This is a genomic window from Mesorhizobium sp. M0678 (assembly GCF_040320505.1).
Classification (GTDB): Bacteria; Pseudomonadota; Alphaproteobacteria; order Rhizobiales; family Rhizobiaceae; genus Mesorhizobium.
In genome coordinates this window covers 136388-156129 of record NZ_JAMYPT010000011.1, presented here as the reverse complement: position 1 = coordinate 156129, position 19742 = coordinate 136388, and the positions used below count along the sequence as shown (strand labels likewise).

Below are 19742 nucleotides of genomic sequence, written 5' to 3'. Positions count from 1 at the left end.
CGCCAATCGGTCGCCAGGCGGTCGTCCCAATCGGTTGTCGTTGAGAGCCATGAGCAAAACCGCCAGCCGTTTCGCCTTCGTCTCATCCGGTACCGCCGACGCCAATGCGGCGTTGGAAAGCCTTTCGGCACGCTACGGCCAGGCATCCGTCGAAGAAGCCGGGATCATCGTGGCGCTCGGCGGCGACGGCTTTCTGCTGCAGACCCTGCGTGAGACGATGAGCACGGGAAAGAAGGTCTACGGCATGAACCGTGGCACCATCGGTTTCCTGATGAACGAATACCGCGCCAGCGGCTTGACCGGGCGCATCGCGGCGGCCGTTGCCGAAACGATCCGTCCGCTGGAGATGCAGGCGGTGACGGCCGAAGGCGAGACGATTTCGGCGCTCGCGATCAACGAGGTCGCGCTTTGGCGCCAGTCGTACCAGACGGCCAAGATCCGCATCACCGTGGATGGGCAGGAGCGGCTGGAGGAATTGCACTGCGACGGCGTGATGATTGCGACGCCGGCCGGCTCGACCGCATATAATCTGTCGGCGCACGGGCCGATCCTGCCGCTCGACGCTCCGCTGCTGGCGCTGACCCCGGTCAGCCCGTTTCGTCCGCGCCGCTGGCGCGGCGCGCTGCTCTCCAACAAGGCGATCGTGCGTTTCGACATTCTGGAGCCGGAAAAGCGGCCGGTGAATGCCGCCGCCGACCACACCGAGGTCAAGGCGGTGACGACGGTCACGGTGAGGGAATCGCCGACGGCAACGGCGACGCTGCTGTTCGATCCCAACCATTCGTGGAACGAGCGCATTCTCGCCGAACAGTTCAGGTATTGAGCCGGCGCAGCGGCCACTGCGCAAATTAAGCATCGCGATTAAGGTTACGACTTCACAATCGCGCCAATGCCGCCCGTTTGTGTTGACAAATCGTGGGCTTGCGCCTACCTGCAATACCAATCTTGCAGGCGCGCGGCGCTTGCCGCGACTGCATATGTTGCGCCCCCGAACCAGCCAAAGACAGCCAAACTTGTCCTCAGACACCCAGATCGCTCAAGAAGCGTTGACCTTTGCAGACCTTGGCCTGTCGCCGAAGGTCCTTTCCGCAGTTACCGATGCCGGCTACACCGAGCCGACGCCGATCCAGGCTGGCGCCATCCCTCACGCCTTGCTCGGCAAGGACGTGCTGGGCATAGCCCAGACCGGCACCGGCAAGACGGCGTCCTTCGTCCTGCCGATGCTCACCCGGCTGGAAAAGGGCCGCGCCCGCGCCCGCATGCCGCGCACGCTGATCCTCGAGCCGACGCGCGAGCTCGCCGCGCAGGTCGAGGAAAACTTCGTCAAATACGGCAAGAACCACAAGCTCAACATCGCACTGCTGATCGGCGGCGTGTCCTTCGACGAGCAGGACAAGAAGCTCGAGCGCGGCGCCGATGTGCTGATCGCGACTCCCGGCCGCCTGCTCGACCATCGCGAGCGCGGCAAGCTCCTGCTCAATGGTGTCGAGATCCTCGTCATCGACGAGGCCGACCGCATGCTCGACATGGGCTTCATCCCCGACATCGAGCGTATCTGCGAGATGATCCCGTTCACCAGGCAGACGCTGTTCTTCTCGGCGACGATGCCGCCGGAAATCACCAAGCTCACCGAGAAATTCCTGCACGCGCCGGTGCGCGTCGAAGTGTCGAAGGCAGCATCGGCCGCCACCAACATTATCCAGCGGCTGGTGAAATCCGGGCCAAAGCCGTGGGACAAGCGCGAGACGCTGCGCAATTTGATGAAAGCCGAGGATGCCGAGCTGAAGAACGCCATCATCTTCTGCAACCGCAAGGTCGAAGTGTCGGAGCTGTTCCGTTCGCTGCTGAAATATGATTTCGACGCCGGCGCTCTGCATGGCGACATGGACCAGCGCGCGCGCATGCAGATGCTGGCCAATTTCCGCGACGGCAAGCTGCGCTATCTCGTCGCTTCGGACGTCGCGGCGCGCGGTCTCGACATTCCCGACGTCAGCCATGTCTTCAATTACGACGTGCCGATCCATGCCGAGGATTATGTCCACCGCATCGGCCGCACCGGCCGCGCCGGACGCTCGGGCAAGTCCTTCACCATCGCGACCAAGTCGGACGTCAAATACATCGACGCCATCGAACGGCTGATCGGCAACAAGATCGAGTGGCATGACGGCGATCTGTCGACGGTCGTCGCCAGCGAAGGCGGCGACGATGAGGCGCCGCGCCGTGGCCGCGGTGCGCCGCGTCGCGCCGGCCGCAAGGACGATGCCGGCGACCGTAAGGACAGGGGCGAGCGCAAGCCGCGCGAGCGCCACGCCAAGCGCAGCGAGGAAGCGTCGCCGGAAGCGGTTAGCGAGGAACAGCCAGTCGTGGCCGAAGCCGCGGTCGCCGACACCGGCGAGCGGCGTACCCGCAAGGACGCGATCCGCTCCGAAAATACCGAGCGCCAGGCTTCATCCGAACGCCAGGCTTCGCCCGACCGCCAGGCTTCACCCGACCGCAAGGCTTCGCCCGATCGGCGCGCGCCCGAACGCGGCGATACCAGGCCGCAGCGCGAGCGCCCTGCCCGCCAGCGCCAGGAAGACAATGACGCGACCGTCGGCTTCGGCGACGACATGCCGGCCTTCATGCGGATCGTCGCCAAGGTCTGATGCTGCAGCGCTTGTGCGTCCTGCGGACGCGCGAAGCACCGAAACCTGCATAAGACAGCCTCGCTTCGCGCTGAGATGGGGTTAGTCCGGCAGGCCCGCCTTGCGAAGGCCTTCGATATATCTGCTGCGATCGTCCGGTCGATAAAACGGCGGCAGCACCTCGGCGAGATTCGAAAGCCGCAGCGAGGGATCGAACTCGCAAAGCCGGGCCATCATTTGCTGCGCTTCCGTTAGGCGCCCCGCAAGGGCATGACCCGCCGCCACTACACGCATCGCGCTCACGTAGTTCGGCTGGTGCCGCAGCGACTTTCCCGCCCAAGCGACGGCGTCATCGTAGTGGCCTGCACAAAAATGAGCGAGCCCGGTGTTGAACTGCCAAGCGAACAGGCGTGGATCCAATGGGCTTAGGCGCATGGCAAGCGCGGCGTGCTCGATGGCCTTGCCTGGCTCGCCCAAGCAAGCCCTCACCCAGCTGCTGACGCCCAAAGCAGCGGCCAAGTTCGGGTTGAGAGCGAGCGCGCGATCGATGCAAGCCGCACTATCATCAAGGTCGCCGCCTACGTAGCCGAGGACGTATCCACCGTAGGAAAGCGCAATTGCATCGTCCCTTCCGAGTTCGACCGCTCTCCTGGCCAGTCGAGTAGCTTCGGCAATCTCTTCTGCACGGTCGACCATCCAGCCGTTGCTTTTTCGGGTAGCGTAGCACCGCGCCGCCCGCGCATGGGCTATCGCGAACTCCGGGTCACGGTCGATCGCCTTCATGAAGAGGCGCAAGGCGTCGTCAATCGCCGATCTACTAGTGATCGTTCGGTCAAAGGCCGCCAGCCCGCGGAGATAGTAGTCATAAGCATCGAGGCTTTCTGTCGGTTTGCGTTTGGCACGCTCGATCTCAGCCTCCTCCATTTTCGGTGTGATTGCGCCGACGATGCTCGAGGCGACCTGGTCCTGCAGACTGAAAACTTCGGCGAGCGTTCCATCAAAACGGTCGGCCCAGAGATAGGCCCCCGTCGAGGTGTCGATGAGCTGCCCGGCGATGCGCAGGCGGTCGCCCGCCCGGCGAACACTTCCCTCGACCACATAGCGCACGCCCAGCTCACGCCCGACCTGCTTTATGTCTATGGACCGTCCCCTGTAGGTGAAGCTCGAATTCCGTGCGACCACGAACAGGTGACGAAAGTGAGCCAAGGCGGTGACAATGTCTTCCACCATGCCGTCGGCGAAATATTCCTGCTCCACATCACCGCTTAGATTCTGAAACGGCAGCACCGCAATCGACGGCTGGTCGTCGCGCCTCGTCGGGGCCGCCAGAACCTGCGCCAGTGATGCGGCGGCAGAGCTTGGCTCAGGCCGCTGACGTTCAGTTCTTTCACGGGACTGCAGGGAAGCCGCAAGTGAGCTTGTCTGCTCCTCTGGGTCCGCATTCAGATGTTTTTTTAAAGCTGCCCGACACAGCTCGACCTGGCGCAAGGCCGCGTTTTCGTGACCTCGATGAGCGTGGATGCGGATAAGCGCCCGATGGGCTGCCTCCGCCGTCGGATCCGAGGCGAGCAATCTCTCCGCGAGCCCTTCGCAGGCCGTCTCTTCCGCTGAGCCGGGTGCGGGCAGCGCCAGGCTCAGCCGATCGACCAACTGCAGCGCCTTGCGCTGATACTTGCTCAGATACGGTCCAAACCACTCGTCCAGTTCGTCAGGAATCGTTTGCCCGGCAAGCAGCTCACCGCGATAGAGATCGGCTGCGAAGGCGAGATCGGTGGTCCGGCCCTCCTCTAATTTCCGGTCGAACACCGAGATGTCCGCCTCATCCGGACCGGCAATCAGCACGACGGTCTCCTGATCCCCATCGATGTAGACGGTGGCATCCAAGCTGGCCGGGAACGAGCGCCTGATGTCGACAAGCGCTTGCCGCAGACTATTGCGGGCTTGCCCATTGCTTCGCCCCGGCCAAAAGGCTTCGGAAAGCTGCTCGCGACGATGGCCGCGGCGGCCTGCGAGAACCAGAGCAGCAAAAAGAAGCGAAGTCTTGCGTGTGGCGAACCGGACGGGCCGGTGCTCCGGGGAAGTAACCTCCAGGCCACCAAGCAACCGGATGCGCACAAATCGTCTCCAGACTTTGACCGCAGCGACAGAATAGCATCTCGGTAGATTGATTTAACACCGATTTAACGGCGGATCGTCGGACTCCTCCCAATTGTTCACGCACAGCCGAACAGCCCGAAAACACCTGCGTGGCACGCTCCCACCCGCAAACTCGAAACGGGAGACTAAGAAATGGCTCACACGGGAACTCGCGCCGGCAGCAGCGCGTCCAAACGCCGCTGGCTTGGGTCTGGCCTGAAAAGCGCAGCAATGATGATCACTGCCTTCACGGGGTGGCGGCGGACCGTCGCAAGACGCAGGGCATTGGCAAATTTGACGACCGATCAGCTGAATGACATCGGTCATTCGGAGGTCCATCAACCCGTGGTCAACGCCGCCAAGGCAGTTCTGATCACGAACTTGATGTCGATGAGGTAAGATCGGCGCTCAGATTAGTTTTGCGCCCTAAAGGTTCTTGAGCTCCAGGCGGGATGCCAGCAGGTCCAGAAAAGCGCGAACTTTGGCGGAGGATGATCTGCCTTCCGGCCACACGGCGTGTATCGGCACCGGCACAGGCTCGAATTCGGTCAGAACCAGTTCCAGGCGGCCGTCGTCCACCAGGTGTTTTATCTGCCAAAGCGGCGAGTAGCCCAGACCCAATCCGTGAACCGCGGCTGCATAGATGGATATCATCAAATTCGACCGGAAAGTGCCCGCGACCTTCACCGACCGGGGCTTGCCTTCAATCTGAAACATCCATTCGCCCGGGCGGCCGTCGACAGTTCGTACGATGCAATCGTGCTCACGCAATTCAAGCGGATGGGCCGGTCGGCCGCGTTGCTGGAAGTAGGCAGGTGCGCCGAACACGACGCGCCGCAACGCCCCCAGCCGCTTCGCACGTAAATTGGAATCCGGCAAATTGCCGATCCGGACCGCCAAATCGAGACCCTCGGCATCAAGATCGACAAATTCATCGGAAAGCTGGAGGTCAACCTCGACGCGGGGATATGTCCGCATACAGTCGGCGATGACCGGCATCAGGAAATCCGGGCCGAACAGAACCGGGGCACTCACACGCAGGATGCCCGACGGCTCCGACCGTCGGTTGGCCGCCTGAAGCCTGGCTTCGTTAATTTCCTCGACGGCGGGTTTGATGCGCTGGAAAAAAGCCGCTCCGGCTTCGCTCGGCGTCGAGCGGCGTGTCGTCCTGTGCAGAAGCTCGACCCCGATGGATTCCTCCAATGTCGCCAAGGACCGACTGACCGACTGCAGTGAGCGGTTCAGCCGGCGTGCGGCAGCCGTCAGGCTGCCGTGCTCGACAATGGCAATGAAGGCTTCGAAATCATCTATCCGGCTCATCGCTCCTTTCTCCCGAAAATCGGGAGAAACTATCGCAAAATCGATCAATTGTAACGCAGTTCGCTAGATTTTATCTTCCCTGCATAGGCCGAAAGGCAGACTTGAGGGAAGGAGATCGTCATGCGAACACCCAGTCCAACGGTCCTGATCGTAGGCGCCGCAGGCCGCGTTGCCGGTTTGGTGGTGCCTGAACTCGTCCGCCGCAATGCCAGGATTCGGGCGCTTGTTCGTGACGCCGCGAGTGCCGAAAAAGCCCAGAAAGCCGGTGCATCCGAGATCGCGATCGGAGATCTGCGCGACCATCGGAGCCTTGAGCAGGCCGTGGAAGGTGTCGACGGTGTCTTTCACATCGGACCGGCCTTTGCTCCCGACGAAGCCGCCATGGGGGTTGCCATGGTTGAGGCGGCGGCGCGAGCAGGCGTTCGAAAGTTCGTCTTTTCGTCGGTGATCCAGCCGACCAATACGAGGCTGGAAAACCATGCAAGCAAGGTACCCGTTGAAGCTGCCCTCTATTCGACGAACATGGAGTACACCATTCTGCACCCGGCCAATTTCATGCAAAATATCGCGGCGGCCTGGCCGTCCGTCGTCGAGCACGGCGTTTTCGCCGAGCCGTTTCCAAGGACGGCGAAGCTCGCCCGCGTCGACTATCGCGATGTGGCTGAAGTTGCGGCAATCGCACTGACCGAAACGCGTTTGTCCTATGCGACCCTCGAGCTGTGCGCCGACGGTATGCACAGCCGCGAAGAGGTCGTCGCCATGATGAGCGAAGCGCTTGGCCGGCCGGTTTCGGCGGGCGAGCCGACATTTCAGGACTGGGCGGCGAAGGCCCGCCTTCCCTATACGGACCGGCAGTTGCAGATGCTGGCCAAAGTACACAGCCACTACGCCAAATACGGCCTCGGCGGGAACAGCCTGACGTTGCGTGCCGTGCTTGGCCGCGAGCCGCGTTCGCTGCGAAGCTTCATTCGGGAATTGGCGCTGCAGACGGCATATGCCGCCTGATCGTCCTCACAATAGCGCCTACGCATATTTTTTTATTAGGAGATTTCGATGCAAGCATCACCGGACCGAGCCTTCAAGTTGAGAAAGCTGCCGCCCTCCTACGGCGCGGTGGTGATGCCGTTGGTTCTTTCGATTCTGATGTCCTCGATTGTCTCGGCGGTTTCGACGGCAATCGGCGCAGGCTGGACGAACGGGTTTATAGCGGCCTGGAGCTATGCGTGGGGCGCTTCATGGCTTGTTGCGTTTCCCAGCCTGCTGATTGTGCTTCCGATCGTGCGCCGGATCGTTGCCGCAATTGTCGATCAGCCGGCCCGGTCCTGATATCGCGAACGAAGGGCGCCGGCGGCCGGTGGTCCGGCATAACCATTAGAGCGGCCCCTTGCGGGGCCGCTCTCGGTTCATGTGCTTGCCTCAGGTGAGCGGCGACAGCTGGATCTCGACGCGGCGGTTCTGAGCCCGGCCGGCAGCCGTCGCATTGGAGGCGATCGGACGCGTCTTGCCGAAGCCGGTGACGGCGAAGCGGCGGGAATCGACGCCCTGTCCGGACAGATAGTTGGCGACCGCCAAAGCACGGCGCTGCGACAGGTCGAAATTGTGCTCGTCGCCGCCGGTCGAGTCGGTGTGGCCGAACACGTCGACGGTGGTCTGCCGGAACTTTTTCAGCACAAGGGCAACCGAATTCAGCACCGGATAGAAACCGGCCTTCACCGCGTCCTGGTCGACGTTGAAGGTGATGTCGGACGGCATATTGAGGATGATCTGGTCGCCGGTGCGGGTGACGCTGACGCCGGTGCCCTGAAGCTGTCGGCGCAGTTCGGCCTCGTTCTGGTCCATGGTGGCACCGATGGCACCGCCGGCAAGCGCGCCGATGCCCGCGCCGATCAGCGCGTTGCGGCGGTCGTTACCGCCGGCAAGCATGCCGAGCCCGGCACCCGCCAAAGCACCGAGACCGGCGCCGGCAGCGGTGTTGGAAACCTTCTGTTCCCCGGTGTAGGGATCGGTGGTGCATGCGCTCACGAGCACAGCCGTCGCCACGACGGCGAGCACAATCTTTTTCATATGGTGGTCCCTCTCCATTCCACGGTCGCGCAACGGCGCACCGCATCAGCCCTTCCAGCGACTTGTACCATGAAATGCGGCGAAAAACGGACCAGCAAAAGCCGTTGCCGCGGCTTTCCCCGGCTCAATTCCACACGCCTGCAGCGGCTCGCGCGACCACCCCAATTCGATCGGCTACCAGAGATTCTTGCCGTCGATGACCACCACTTCGACCTTGTCGAGATCGAAATCGTCGAACAGCCGCGAGTTCACGCTGATCTTCGGATTGTCGAAATTCGGCTCGCCTGTCGACCAGTCCGGCGTCTCGGTGAAGGTGCCGCAGCCGCAGGTGGCGCAAAAACCGTGTTTTATGGTTTTCGATCCCCACTGGTAGAACGAAACATTCTCCGGCGGGCTGGTGAGTCTGAATTGCGATGGGGTGTAATAGGCCCACAACGAACCGCGTTTCGAACAGAAGGAACAGGTGCATCGCGTCACTGTCTGCGGCGCTTGCGAAACCTCGAACGTCGTCGCCTTGCAGTGGCAGCTTGCCTTGATGGTCATGAATTGGTCCCTCACAATGCCGCCGCCCCGTACGGCAAAGGCAGCATAAAGAAACGCTCCTGACAACTGCCGGTCAGCAGACCTGTGAGCCTGCGATGCACAGATCGAAGGCCGATCGATCCAAAACCGCTGCACACGCTCGGGTCAGCCCGTGGGCAAGCTTTTGGGCGTCATGCGCTAGTAGGACGATGGGGGCACGAACAGGCAGATGGTCTTTCCGTCATTGGCACCGGCAACGGAGCACCAATGATATTCGCCGTCGGGCGAATTCTTGATCCGCTTGTCGCTATAGGCCACGACTTCCCCGGTTCCTTTGATGACATAGCCCTCGGGACGTTCGCTGATCGATGTCTGAGAGACCTCGCGGCAATCATAGCCCGAGCAGCAGGAGAACGGATAGCTCCAGCCTTGCGGCATTGCCGCGGTCGGCTTGGCATCATGCGCCAGAGCAGGCGCCGCAAATGGAATGGCGGCAGCAATCAAAACCACTGCCGCGACAAGTGAATTCAGGAGTCGGCGCGCCGTGCGGGCGACTGGGGCCGGTCTGGTTGTGAGAGCAGGCATGAGCGCAGTTCCTATCAACGGTTGTCAAGCATTTCGCTTGCCCGTTCCCGGAACGTGTCTTCCCAGTGGCCGGATCGTCAGGTCGCAGATACGCCGCGTCCGGCCATAAATGCTTTTTTCCTCCCCAGCGCATGAATGCTGGGCTGATTCCTTGGTTGGCGCAAGGAATTGCTGTCGCAATCGAACGCCGACCTCTGCAGCCGGAACCAACCTGCCGCCCTGGTTGACGAACCTCGTCGACCCCCGGCAGAGGGATCGCCAATAACGGGATTTGGCTCGCGCTGGTTCCAGGCTTGGCACCGGCAGGCCCGAGGCATCCGCGTCAAAAGCGGAAATCGATTTTGAAAAACTCTACGAAAAACAAAGTTGTAGAACGACAGGTAGGTGCAAATTGAGAGCTCGTCACTCTCGCACGATGGCCGTAACTCTCGCGTGATGAACCCACATTCCTGCCGGATTGGTGCCCGGCGGCCTCAGTCGATATCGGCCACCGTTTCGCCGGCGCCACCCTCGATCCGCTGCGACAGCGAGGCTTCCATGAAATCATCGAGGTCGCCGTCGAGCACGCTCGACGGGCTGGTGCTCTCGACACCGGTGCGCAGATCTTTCACCAACTGATAGGGCTGCAGCACGTAGGACCGTATCTGGTGGCCCCAGCCGATATCGCTCTTCGACGCTTCGGTGGCGTTCGCCACAGCTTCGCGCTTCTTCAGCTCTTCCTCGTAAAGCCGCGAGCGCAGCATTTCCCAGGCCTTGGCCTTGTTCTTGTGCTGGGAGCGCTCGGCCTGGCAGGCAACCGCGATGCCGGTGGCGAGATGGGTTATGCGCACGGCCGAATCGGTGGTGTTGACGTGCTGGCCGCCCGATCCCGACGACCGATACGTGTCGATACGGACGTCGGATTCGGAAACGTCGATGTCGATCGTATCGTCGATGACGGGATAGACCCAGACGCTGGCGAAGGAGGTGTGGCGGCGCGCATTGCTGTCATACGGCGAAATGCGCACGAGACGATGCACGCCGGATTCCGTCTTCAGCCAGCCGTAGGCGTTGTGGCCCTTGATCAGCAGCGTGGCGGACTTGATGCCGGCTTCTTCACCGTCATGCACTTCCAGCACTTCGACCTTGAAGCGGCGGCGCTCGGCCCAGCGCGTATACATGCGCAGAAGCATCGAGGCCCAGTCCTGGCTTTCGGTGCCGCCGGCGCCGGCATGAACTTCCAGATAGCTATCGTTGGCGTCCGCCTCGCCCGACAACAGCGTTTCGATCTGGCGCGCCTTGGCCTCGCCGCGCATCGAGCGGATCGCCGCCTCGGCCTCCGCAACGACGCCCTCGTCGCCCTCTTCCTCGCCAAGCTCGATCAGGCCGATATTGTCTTCCAAGGCCTGGGTGAGGCCTTTGACCGCGGCAATACCTTCCTCGAGGCCCTGACGCTCGCGCATCAGCTTTTGCGCTTCCAACGGCTCGTTCCAGAGGCTCGAATCCTCGGCACGGACGTTCAGGTACTCAAGCCGCTTTATGGCTTGGTCCCAGTCAAAGATGCCTCCTCAGCAGGGTGATCGCCTGCCTGATCTCGTCGACAATGTTTTGCGTTTCCGCGCGCATGGCTGGCTGTTCTGTCCTGTTGCTGGATGGCGGTTTGGTGGCGCGATACATAGGGACGGCACGGTCTCCTGTAAAGCGCCGGCCCCTGTAATGTACCGGCCCCTGTAAAGCGGAATGGACCGGCTCGACCATCATCGTCAAGCCGGCCCGACCCGATGTAGCGATTGTCAGTAGAGCCCGCCGCCGCCCGACTGGATGGCCTGGTTGGCCTGCGGCGACAGCGCCCCGCCGGTGGCGTTGGAGCCGTCCGCACCCATGCCGATCACCCAGTAGCTGTCGGCGGGACCGGTACCCGGTTTGAAGGCTTCGATGATGGTTCCGGCGTCGCCCGCGTTGGCCCGCATGCCGGTCTTGCGATTGATCGCAATCAGCTTCATGCCTTCCGGAACCTTGAAGTCGACATTGGGCGTGCCATCCAGCGCCACGCGCATGAAATCCTTGAAGATCGGCGCGGCAAGGCCGCCGCCGGTCGCGCCCTTGCCAAGACCTTTCGGCTGATCGTAGCCCATATAGAGGCCGACAACGAGGTTCGGCGTATAGCCGATGAACCAGGCATCCTTTTCGTCGTTGGTCGTTCCGGTCTTGCCGGCGATGTGACGGCCGAGTTCGTTGATGGTGGCGCCGGTACCGCGTTGCACGACGCCCTCCATCATCGATGTGATCTGGTAGGCCGTCATCGGATCGAGCACCTGCTCGGAGTTGTCGACCAGCTCCGGCTCTGGCTGGTCCTGCCACTCGGCGGCATTGCAGTTTGAGCAGCCGCGTTCGTCCTGCCTAAAGACGGTCTTGCCGTAGCGATCCTGGATGCGGTCGATCAGCGATGGCTTGATCGACTTGCCGCCATTGGCCATGATCGAATAGGCCGACACCATGCGCATCACCGTCGTCTCGCCGGATCCCAGCGCCATCGGCAGATACGGCGCCAGGTGGTCGTAGACGCCGAAACGCTCGGCATATTCCACGACCAGCTTCATGCCCATGTCGTTGGCAAGCCGCACCGTCATCAGGTTGCGCGATTTCTCGATGCCGGAGCGCAACGTCGCCGGGCCGGCCACCGTTCCGTCGTAGTTCTTGGGCGTCCAGGTCGTGTTGCCGCTCTGGATGGTGATCGGCCCGTCCATGATCACCGAGGCGGGCGTATAGCCATTGTCGAGGGCGGCCGAATAGACGATCGGCTTGAACGACGATCCCGGCTGGCGCATGGCCTGCGTCGCCCGGTTGAACTCCGACTGCGCGTAGGAGAAACCGCCGACCATGGCCAGGACGCGTCCGGTATGCGGGTCCATGGCGATCAGGCCGCCTTCCACTTCGGGAACCTGGCGCAAGCTGTAGCTGTTGTCCGAGCCGTCGTTCTTCTGCACGAAAATCACGTCGCCCGGCTTCAGCACGTCGGCGGGCGACTTCGCCTTGACGGTCCTGCCGTCGACCACGTGGCGCATGGCGAAGCTCATGTCTTCCTTGCTGACAGTGCCTTCGACGCGGTCCTTGACGATTTCGCCGGAGATCTGGCGCGTCGGCTGCAGGCCGATGGACAGGCCGGTGGTCGAGCTGTCGAGCACGACGGCGAGCGACCATTCCGGCACGTCCTCCAACCGCTTGACGTTGCCCAGCGGCACACCCCAGTCGCCGGAAACGTCGATGCTCGTGACCGGCCCGCGGTAGCCGCGCAGCGTGTCGAACTTCATAAGTCCGTTCTGCATGGCCTTGCGGGCAATCAGCTGCATCTTCGGATCGAGCGTCGTGCGGACGGAAAGGCCGCCCTCGTAGAGCGCATTCTCGCCATAGCGCGCGATGATCTGGCGACGCACTTCCTCGGTGAAATACTCCCCGGCGAAGAGATAGTTGCCGGTGCGGCGCGGCGTGACGCCGAGCGGCTCGGCCTTGGCCTTCTCGCCTTCCTCATGCGTGACGTAACCGTTCTCGACCATCTGGTCGATCACCCAGTTGCGGCGCTCCAAGGCGCGATCGGCATGCTTGAAGGGATGGTAGTTGTTCGGCCCCTTCGGCAGAGAGGCGAGATAGGCGGCTTCGGCCACGGTGAGCTCGTTCACCGATTTGTCGAAATAGGTTAGCGCAGCACCGGCGACGCCATAGGCGCCGAAGCCGAAGAAAATCTCGTTGAGATAGAGCTCGAGAATGCGATCCTTTGAGTAGGCCTGCTCGATGCGGAAGGCGAGGATCATCTCCTTGATCTTGCGCTCGTAGGTCTGGTCTGAAGACAACAGGAAGTTCTTCGCCACCTGCTGGGTGATGGTCGAGGCGCCGACCTGGCGCTTTCCCGAGCCAACATTCTGCAGGTTGACGACAATGGCCCGGCCAAGGCCGGTCACGTCGATGCCGGGGTGATTGTAAAAGTTCTTGTCCTCGGCCGACAGGAAGGCCGCCTTGACACGATCCGGGATCGCCTGAATCGGCAGATAAAGCCGCCGCTCACGCGCATATTCGGCCATCAGCGCGCCATCCGACGCGTGGATGCGGGTCGTCACCGGCGGCTCGTATTTGGCCAGCACCTCGTAATCGGGCAGGTCCTTCGACAAATGGCCGATATAGATCGCCACGCCCGCCGCGACCAAAAGGGCCAGCGTCGTGCCGATGCCGAAGAAATAGCCAATGAGACGAATCATACCCGCTCCAGTCCTTGGTTCGGGAATTTCCTAAACGAAGCCGCCCTTCGCGCAAGCTTTCGGGACGATCCCAAACCGTAATCGCAAAACCCATGTCGCGACCATGTGGGCAAAATACGGCAGCGTGGAATTTCGGTTTCGAATGCCGGAAATAAAAGCACAGGGTGTTGTCGCCGTGCAACGCTGCTTCAGGTTGTGGGCGCCGGCGGACATTTCAGCCTCCGGCCCCCGTTCCGCTCTTGGCCGAAGCAAATAGGGCAACGGCGTTGGTTATGCTCTGGGTCGCCTTGTTGCGCCAATCGGCGCTGAGCAATTGCGCTTCGTCCTTGGCGTTCGACAGATAGCCGAGTTCGACCAGCACGGATGGAACGTCCGGCGCTTTCAGCACCTTGAAGCCGGCAGAACGCTGCGGGTTGTTGATCAGACCGACGCTGGTGGAAAGCTGTCCGACGAGAGTATGGGCGAAGCTCATCGAAAAATTATGCGTCTCGCGGCGGATCAGGTCGATCAGGATATCGGTCACTTCCTTGCTGTCGTCCTTGATCTCCATGCCGGCGAACTGGTCGGAAAGATTTTCACGGTCGGCAAGCGCCTGCGCCTCGGGATCGGAAGCCTTGTCGGACACGGTGTAGACCGTTGCGCCGCGAATGCCCTTGAGGCTGATCGTGTCGGCATGGATCGAGATGAGCAGGTCGGCCTCATGCTGGCGGGCAATGCGCACGCGGTCGTCGAGCCGCAGGAACATGTCGGTCTCACGTGTCAGGAACACGTCGTATTTGCCGCCGGCGGCGAGCTTGTCGCGCAGTTCCATTGCGAAGGCGAGCGTCACGTTCTTCTCGACCGTCCCGTTCAGGCCCTCGGCGCCGCCGTCGATGCCGCCATGGCCGGGATCGATGACGACGGTGAAACGATGGCCCGGATTGGAGACCGGCCCGGTACCGACCCTGCCGGCCTTGTCGGCGGAGACCGTCGAGCCGGTGGTCAGCGCCTGATTGGCGAGCGCTGCGTCGAATTCCCGCTGCGAGGCCGCCGACATGTCGATGGCGATGCGGTAGCCGTTGCCGTCATCGTTCTTGAGCACGTCGAGATTGTCGACGGCGAACGGTCCCTTGCCGGTGAGAATCAGCCGCGATTTCCCCTCGCCGAGTCCGCCGTAACGCACGGCGCGGACAAGCCCGCGCGGCTTCATATCCTTGGCATTGAGGGCGAATCTCGTGGCCGGGAGATCGATGACCAGGCGATTGGGGCCGCGCAGCAGGAACCATTTGATGTCGGGCTCGCGGTCGAAATTGATGACGATACGCATCTTGGTGGCATCGCCGGCCATCTTGTAGCTTATGGCACCGAGCGGTGCGTCGGCAGCACGCGAAAGCGGCGAAAAGACCAGGCAAACCAGGATCAGCGGCAGCAGGCAGGCGGTGCGGAAGAACCAGCCTCCATGATGACGGCCCTTGTCTGCGAAGCCTGCCAGTCCCATCTTTCTACCAATCGCTCCCGTTGGCGTCATGCCCGATCGCTTGTCGAAGTGCCCTATTGCTTGTCAAAGTGCTGGCAGGCCGCGAACTCGATTAACGATTGGTATCCAGAGAAGGTTAACCAAGCCTTTTCATGGAAGGCTTGGGACCGGGGCTTCCGCTGCGGAACGGCTTTTTGCCGGCATCGGGAATCGGGGTTGCCTTCCAACCCGCCAAATCATAAAAGCGATGGTGGATCACTGCAATCCTGGAACCGTCCTCCTCCGCAGCTTCCTGCTACAGGTCAGACGCAAGACGGCTCCTTTCGCTTCAGGCGAAGAAGGCATCGGTGATCGCGACGATTTTCGCAGGCGTGCTCCCGTGGCGGGGGAATCGCCTGCGTGAGCAAAACGGCCGGGATTGTCCCGTGCCGGCTCTGTATGAGCAAACAAGCTGGTCCGGTTTTTCCCGGGCTTTGGTTCAAAAGGTTCTGCTGGTGACGATGGCTTCAAGCGCAATCATGGAAAGGTCCGCAACAAACCGCGCCACTACGGCTGCGGGCGGCACCGCCATGGCGCTCAGGCAGCGGCCGGCGGACGTTCAATTGTCCGGCACCCATGTTCCAGGTCCACGGCAGCGGGCAGTGTCCTGCAAGCTGCGGCCGACGGCTGCCGGGAGGAAACGAAATAATGCCCAACAAAATGCTGATAGACGCCTCCCACCCGGAGGAAACACGCGTTGTCGTCGTTCGCGGTAACCGTATTGAAGAATTCGACTTTGAATCCCAGGACAAGAAGCAGCTCAAAGGAAATATCTATCTCGCCCGCGTAACGCGCGTCGAACCTTCCCTCCAGGCAGCCTTTGTCGAATATGGCGGCAACCGTCACGGTTTCCTCGCCTTCAGTGAAATACATCCCGACTACTACCAGATTCCGGTCGCCGACCGTCAGGCGCTGCTGCGTGCGGAAGCACAGGAAGCCCAGGACGAAGAGGACGAGGAAGCCGCCGAAGGCGAGGACCGCCAGAGCCGCGACCGTGGCAAGCGCGGACGCCGGCGCGGCGGCAAGAGCCGCGACCGCGGCGAGCACAGGCGCGAGGCAGGCGCGGCCGACGGTGAGAATGGCGAGAACGGCGAAGATGCCGTCGCAGAAAAGCTGGATGCCGTTGCCGACAACACCATGTCCGACATTGCCGGACAGAGCGAGGGTGCCGCCGGGCAGAGCGATGAAGTCGCCGATAGCGGCGAGACCGAGCCTTCCGAAGGCGGATCGAGTTCCATCGCTGCCAGCGTCGATGCCGATGTAATCTCCGAAGCCGTTCCACAAGTCGAGACAAGCGGGGCAGAGACAAGCGGCGAAGCAACCTCCGAAGACAATGACCGCGGCATGCTGGAAGAGGTGCAATCCTCGCATCCGGACGATCACGAGGTCGAATCGGTCGGCGCCGAGGACGCGCTGGAAGAAGTGCGCAACCGCCGCAAGCCGGTGCGCCGCCAGTACAAGATCCAGGAAGTGATCAAGCGCCGGCAGATCCTGCTGGTACAGGTCGTCAAGGAAGAGCGCGGCAACAAGGGTGCAGCGCTGACCACCTACCTGTCACTGGCCGGCCGCTATTCGGTGCTGATGCCGAACACGGCACGCGGCGGCGGTATTTCGCGCAAGATCACCAATGCGCAGGACCGCAAGCGGCTGAAGGAAGTGGTCGCCGATCTCGAAGTGCCGCAAGGCATGGGTGTCATCCTGCGTACGGCCGGCGAAAGCCGCACCAAGGCAGAGATCAAGCGCGACTACGAATATTTGATGCGGCTTTGGGAAAACGTCCGCAATCTGACGCTGCAATCGACGGCCCCTGCCCTGGTCTATGAGGAAGGCAGCCTGATCAAGCGCTCGGTGCGCGACCTTTACAACAAGGATATCGACGAGATCCTGGTTTCCGGCGAAGAAGGCTACCGCGAGGCCAAGGACTTCATGCGCATGCTGATGCCGAGCCACGCCAAGGTGGTTCAGCCGTTCCGCGACACGACGCCGATTTTTGTGCGCAACGGCATCGAAGCGCAGCTTGACCGCATGCTGCAGCCGCAGGTGACGCTGAAGAGCGGCGGCTACATCATCATCAACCAGACGGAAGCGCTGGTCGCCATCGACGTCAATTCGGGCCGTTCCACCAAGGAGCACTCGATCGAGGACACCGCACTTCACACCAATCTGGAAGCCGCCGAGGAAGTCGCCCGGCAATTAAGGCTGCGCGATCTCGCCGGCCTCATCGTCATCGACTTCATCGACATGGAGGAGAACCGCAACAACCGCTCCGTCGAGAAGCGGCTGAAGGATCACCTCAAGAACGATCGTGCCCGCATCCAGGTCGGCCGCATCTCGCATTTCGGCCTGATGGAGATGTCGCGCCAGCGCATCCGTGCCAGCGTGCTGGAATCGACCATGAAGCCTTGCCCGCATTGCGGCGGCACCGGCCATGTGCGCTCCGATTCGTCGGTCGCGCTGATGGTGGTGCGGGCAATCGAGGAATTCCTGCTCAAGGATTCGCGCAGCCACATCACGGTGCGGACGCCGGCGGCGACCGCGCTCTATGTGCTCAATCACAAGCGCGGCACGCTGGTGGAATTCGAGCACCGCTTCGGCGTGACCATCACCATCGAAGCCGATGACGCGGTCGGTGCACAACACTATGCCATCTTCCGCGGCGCGCTGGCCGAAAAGCCGGAAGGCTTTGTCGAGGCGCGCACGTTCCCGGCCTATGTCGAGCCGGAAGAACCCGAGGACGAGATCGTCATCGAAGAGGAAGACGAGGCACCGGTGCAGGCCGAGCAGCCACGCCCTGCCCAGCAGCCGCAGCAGCCAAGGTCCGGCGAGGACGGCGAAGGCCGCGATCGCAAGCGCCGCAAGCGCCGCAGACGGCGCGGCGGCAAGGATCGTGAACACGGGGATCGTGAACACGGGGAACGTGAACATGGCGATCGCGAGCATGGCGCTGCTGTGGAAGGTGCTTCCGTTTCGGCGCCGATGGACGATGCCTTCGTAGCGGCCGGCGATCAAGGCGCCGAAGCGGAACGTGAAGCGCCGGCCGGTGTTGCCGAAACGGCGGAAGCGGCGGACGACGGTCACGGCAAGAAGCGCCGGCGCGGCAAGCGCGGCGGCAAGCGCAATCGCCGTGAGGACGGCGAGGACGGCTTGGAAGCTGCCCCCGGCGAGCCAGCCGCCATGACGGAAGGTGCCGTGTCGGAAGCAGAGCCCGTAACCGGCGAGCCGGAAGGTGCGCCGCCGGCCGAAGAGCTTGCGGTGCTCGCTCCGGCGAACGACGACATGCCGAGCGCCGAAAAGCCGAAGAAGCCGCGCCGTACCGCCAAGCCGAAGAAGGTTGCGGCGGATGCAGTTGCCGAGATTGCGGGCGCCGAGACATCGGCTGCCGAGGCCGCCTCAGTGGCTTCCGGCGAGACCCCCACGCCGGTTCCGCAGGAGACCGAAGTGGCGGCTGCCGAGGAAACGCCGAAGGTCCGGCCGTCGCGGCGCAAGCCCGTACCGGTGGATGCTCCGGTCGTGCCGGTCGTCTCCTCGATCGTCCCCGACGAGGCAAAGACCGAGGAAGCAAAGGCCGAGGACAAGCCGAAGCGTGCCGGCTGGTGGCAACGGAAGGGCTTTTTCTAAGCTTTTCCGTGCATTAGCCAGACTTTCTGATTAAAAAAAATCCCGCGCTGCCGATCGGCTGCGCGGGATTTTTTGTCCCAATTCCAGGCGACAGGCACCAGAGCGGAATGCATTCAAATTGAATGGGCATTCCGCTCTAACTGTTTGTTTTGCCGCATTTGTGCGGACGCCAAATGATTCCATTTGGCTGCAAAATGCTTATGGCGCGAAGATCGACCAGTTCATCGTCTTCGCCAGTTTTTCCAACGCGATCGAGCCCAGCCTGGAATTGCCGTTGGCATTAAGGCCAGCGGACCAGACGGCAAGCGAGGCGACGCCCGGCACGATCCCCAATATGCCGCCGCCAACGCCGCTCTTGCCGGGAATGCCGACGCGGAAAGCGAAGTCGCCGGAGCCGTCATAGTGGCCGCAGGTCAGCATCATCGCGCCGATGCGGCGGGCGCGCTCTGCCGAGACGACGGAATGCCCGGTCGCCGGGTTCTTGCCGCCATTGGCAAGGAAGCGGCCGGCCAGGGCCAGTTGCCGGCAGCTCATGGCGATAGCGCAATGGTGGAAATAGACGCCCAGCGCCAGTTCCGGCGCGTGATTGAGATTACCGAACGATTTCATGTAATTGGCAAGCGCGAAATTGCGAAAGCCGGTGGCGCGTTCGGACGCCGCGACCTCGCGGTCGATGATGATGGTGTCGTCATCGGCCAGGAACTGGATGAAGCGCAGGATCTCGCCGATCGCCTCGCGCGGCTGATGGCCGGCAAGCAGGATGTCCGAGACCACGATGGCGCCGGCATTGATGAATGGATTGCGCGGAATGCCGTTCTCGTGCTCGAGCTGGACGATCGAGTTGAACGGATTGCCCGAAGGTTCGCGCCCAACCCGCTGCCACAGCGCGTCGCCGACATTGCCGAGCGCCAGCGTCAGCGTGAACACCTTTGAGATGCTCTGGATCGAAAACGCCTCGTCGGCATCGCCCGCGGTCAGCATGCGGCCGTCATTGGTCACCGCGGCAATGCCGAATTTTTTCGGATCAATCTTGCCGAGCTGGGGGATATAGCTGGCGACGTCGCCGCGATCGGTACGCTCCGCCATTTCGGCAGCGACCTCGCGCAACGCATGTTCGAGTTGGGGCGCCTGTTCAAGCTCCGGCATCGT

Annotated in this window: 14 protein-coding genes; 5 read left to right on the top strand and 9 right to left on the bottom strand. The window is 62.3% G+C overall.

The features are described from left to right. Nucleotides 1-49 precede the first annotated feature (49 nt). Nucleotides 50-823 carry an NAD kinase gene (locus NKI29_RS20865; protein WP_352797115.1) on the top strand — a complete coding sequence of 258 codons (774 nt, stop codon included), beginning with the start codon at nt 50-52 and terminating at the stop codon, nt 821-823. Nucleotides 824-1013: 190 nt separating this feature from the next. After that, nucleotides 1014-2645, top strand: coding sequence for a DEAD/DEAH box helicase (locus tag NKI29_RS20860; protein WP_352797113.1), 1632 nt, complete (start codon nt 1014-1016; stop codon nt 2643-2645). 81 nt (nt 2646-2726) lie between these two features. Here the strand turns inward: NKI29_RS20860 and NKI29_RS20855 are convergent, their stop codons facing one another. Next, entirely contained in the window at nt 2727-4739 is a 2013-nt protein-coding gene (locus NKI29_RS20855; protein WP_352570917.1) for a BTAD domain-containing putative transcriptional regulator, read from the bottom strand. A 447-nt stretch (nt 4740-5186) separates the two neighbouring features. Next, nucleotides 5187-6080 carry a LysR family transcriptional regulator gene (locus NKI29_RS20850; protein ID WP_352699913.1) on the bottom strand — a complete coding sequence of 298 codons (894 nt, stop codon included), beginning with the start codon at nt 6078-6080 and terminating at the stop codon, nt 5187-5189. 120 nt (nt 6081-6200) lie between these two features. Here NKI29_RS20850 and NKI29_RS20845 point away from each other — a divergent pair, with 120 nt between their 5' ends. Then, a complete protein-coding gene (locus tag NKI29_RS20845) occupies nt 6201-7085 on the top strand; it encodes an NmrA/HSCARG family protein (RefSeq protein ID WP_352570915.1) in 885 nt (294 codons plus the stop codon). Nucleotides 7086-7133: 48 nt separating this feature from the next. Further along, complete coding sequence (locus NKI29_RS20840; protein WP_023679921.1) at nt 7134-7406, top strand: DUF2798 domain-containing protein; 273 nt, start codon at nt 7134-7136, stop codon at nt 7404-7406. 90 nt (nt 7407-7496) lie between these two features. Here NKI29_RS20840 and NKI29_RS20835 read toward each other — a convergent pair whose 3' ends face one another. From NKI29_RS20835 to NKI29_RS20810, 6 genes are all read right to left on the bottom strand, one after another. Continuing rightward, on the bottom strand, nt 7497-8144 hold the full coding sequence (locus tag NKI29_RS20835) for a YiaD family glycine zipper/OmpA-like lipoprotein (RefSeq protein ID WP_023679922.1): 648 nt from the start codon (nt 8142-8144) through the stop codon (nt 7497-7499). A gap of 174 nt (nt 8145-8318) precedes the next feature. After that, nucleotides 8319-8687, bottom strand: coding sequence for a GFA family protein (locus NKI29_RS20830; protein ID WP_023679923.1), 369 nt, complete (start codon nt 8685-8687; stop codon nt 8319-8321). Nucleotides 8688-8864: 177 nt separating this feature from the next. After that, a complete protein-coding gene (locus tag NKI29_RS20825; protein ID WP_031212810.1) occupies nt 8865-9251 on the bottom strand; it encodes a hypothetical protein in 387 nt (128 codons plus the stop codon). Between the two features lie 473 nt (nt 9252-9724). Then, nucleotides 9725-10856, bottom strand: a protein-coding gene (prfB, locus tag NKI29_RS20820) for a peptide chain release factor 2 (protein WP_156948021.1) whose coding sequence is annotated in 2 segments (ribosomal slippage) — nt 9725-10789 and nt 10791-10856 — 1131 coding nt in all. Because the reading frame shifts where the segments join, the coding sequence is not laid out codon by codon here. A gap of 167 nt (nt 10857-11023) precedes the next feature. Further along, on the bottom strand, nt 11024-13480 hold the full coding sequence (locus tag NKI29_RS20815) for a penicillin-binding protein 1A (protein ID WP_352570914.1): 2457 nt from the start codon (nt 13478-13480) through the stop codon (nt 11024-11026). Nucleotides 13481-13694: 214 nt separating this feature from the next. Then, complete coding sequence (locus NKI29_RS20810; protein ID WP_352570913.1) at nt 13695-14957, bottom strand: N-acetylmuramoyl-L-alanine amidase; 1263 nt, start codon at nt 14955-14957, stop codon at nt 13695-13697. Nucleotides 14958-15623: 666 nt separating this feature from the next. On the opposite strand from NKI29_RS20810, the gene NKI29_RS20805 reads away from it, so the two are divergent. After that, complete coding sequence (locus NKI29_RS20805; protein WP_352570912.1) at nt 15624-18593, top strand: Rne/Rng family ribonuclease; 2970 nt, start codon at nt 15624-15626, stop codon at nt 18591-18593. A 198-nt stretch (nt 18594-18791) separates the two neighbouring features. On the opposite strand, the gene NKI29_RS20800 is transcribed toward NKI29_RS20805, so the two are convergent. Beyond that, nucleotides 18792-19739: a glutaminase gene (locus NKI29_RS20800; RefSeq protein ID WP_352570911.1), complete on the bottom strand. Its 948-nt coding sequence runs from the start codon at nt 19737-19739 to the stop codon at nt 18792-18794. Nucleotides 19740-19742: the final 3 nt, after the last annotated feature.

Excerpts from the sequence above, each read along its gene's own strand:
- NKI29_RS20865 (WP_352797115.1), top strand. The coding sequence starts at position 50 with ATGAGCAAAACCGCCAGCCGTTTCGCCTTCGTCTCATCCGGTACCGCC.
- NKI29_RS20800 (WP_352570911.1), bottom strand. The coding sequence starts at position 19,739 with ATGCCGGAGCTTGAACAGGCGCCCCAACTCGAACATGCGTTGCGCGAG.
- NKI29_RS20840 (WP_023679921.1), top strand. The coding sequence starts at position 7,134 with ATGCAAGCATCACCGGACCGAGCCTTCAAGTTGAGAAAGCTGCCGCCC.
- NKI29_RS20810 (WP_352570913.1), bottom strand. The coding sequence starts at position 14,957 with ATGGGACTGGCAGGCTTCGCAGACAAGGGCCGTCATCATGGAGGCTGG.
- NKI29_RS20845 (WP_352570915.1), top strand. The coding sequence starts at position 6,201 with ATGCGAACACCCAGTCCAACGGTCCTGATCGTAGGCGCCGCAGGCCGC.
- NKI29_RS20850 (WP_352699913.1), bottom strand. The coding sequence starts at position 6,080 with ATGAGCCGGATAGATGATTTCGAAGCCTTCATTGCCATTGTCGAGCAC.
- NKI29_RS20815 (WP_352570914.1), bottom strand. The coding sequence starts at position 13,480 with ATGATTCGTCTCATTGGCTATTTCTTCGGCATCGGCACGACGCTGGCC.
- NKI29_RS20825 (WP_031212810.1), bottom strand. The coding sequence starts at position 9,251 with ATGCCTGCTCTCACAACCAGACCGGCCCCAGTCGCCCGCACGGCGCGC.
- NKI29_RS20830 (WP_023679923.1), bottom strand. The coding sequence starts at position 8,687 with ATGACCATCAAGGCAAGCTGCCACTGCAAGGCGACGACGTTCGAGGTT.
- NKI29_RS20805 (WP_352570912.1), top strand. The coding sequence starts at position 15,624 with ATGCCCAACAAAATGCTGATAGACGCCTCCCACCCGGAGGAAACACGC.
- NKI29_RS20835 (WP_023679922.1), bottom strand. The coding sequence starts at position 8,144 with ATGAAAAAGATTGTGCTCGCCGTCGTGGCGACGGCTGTGCTCGTGAGC.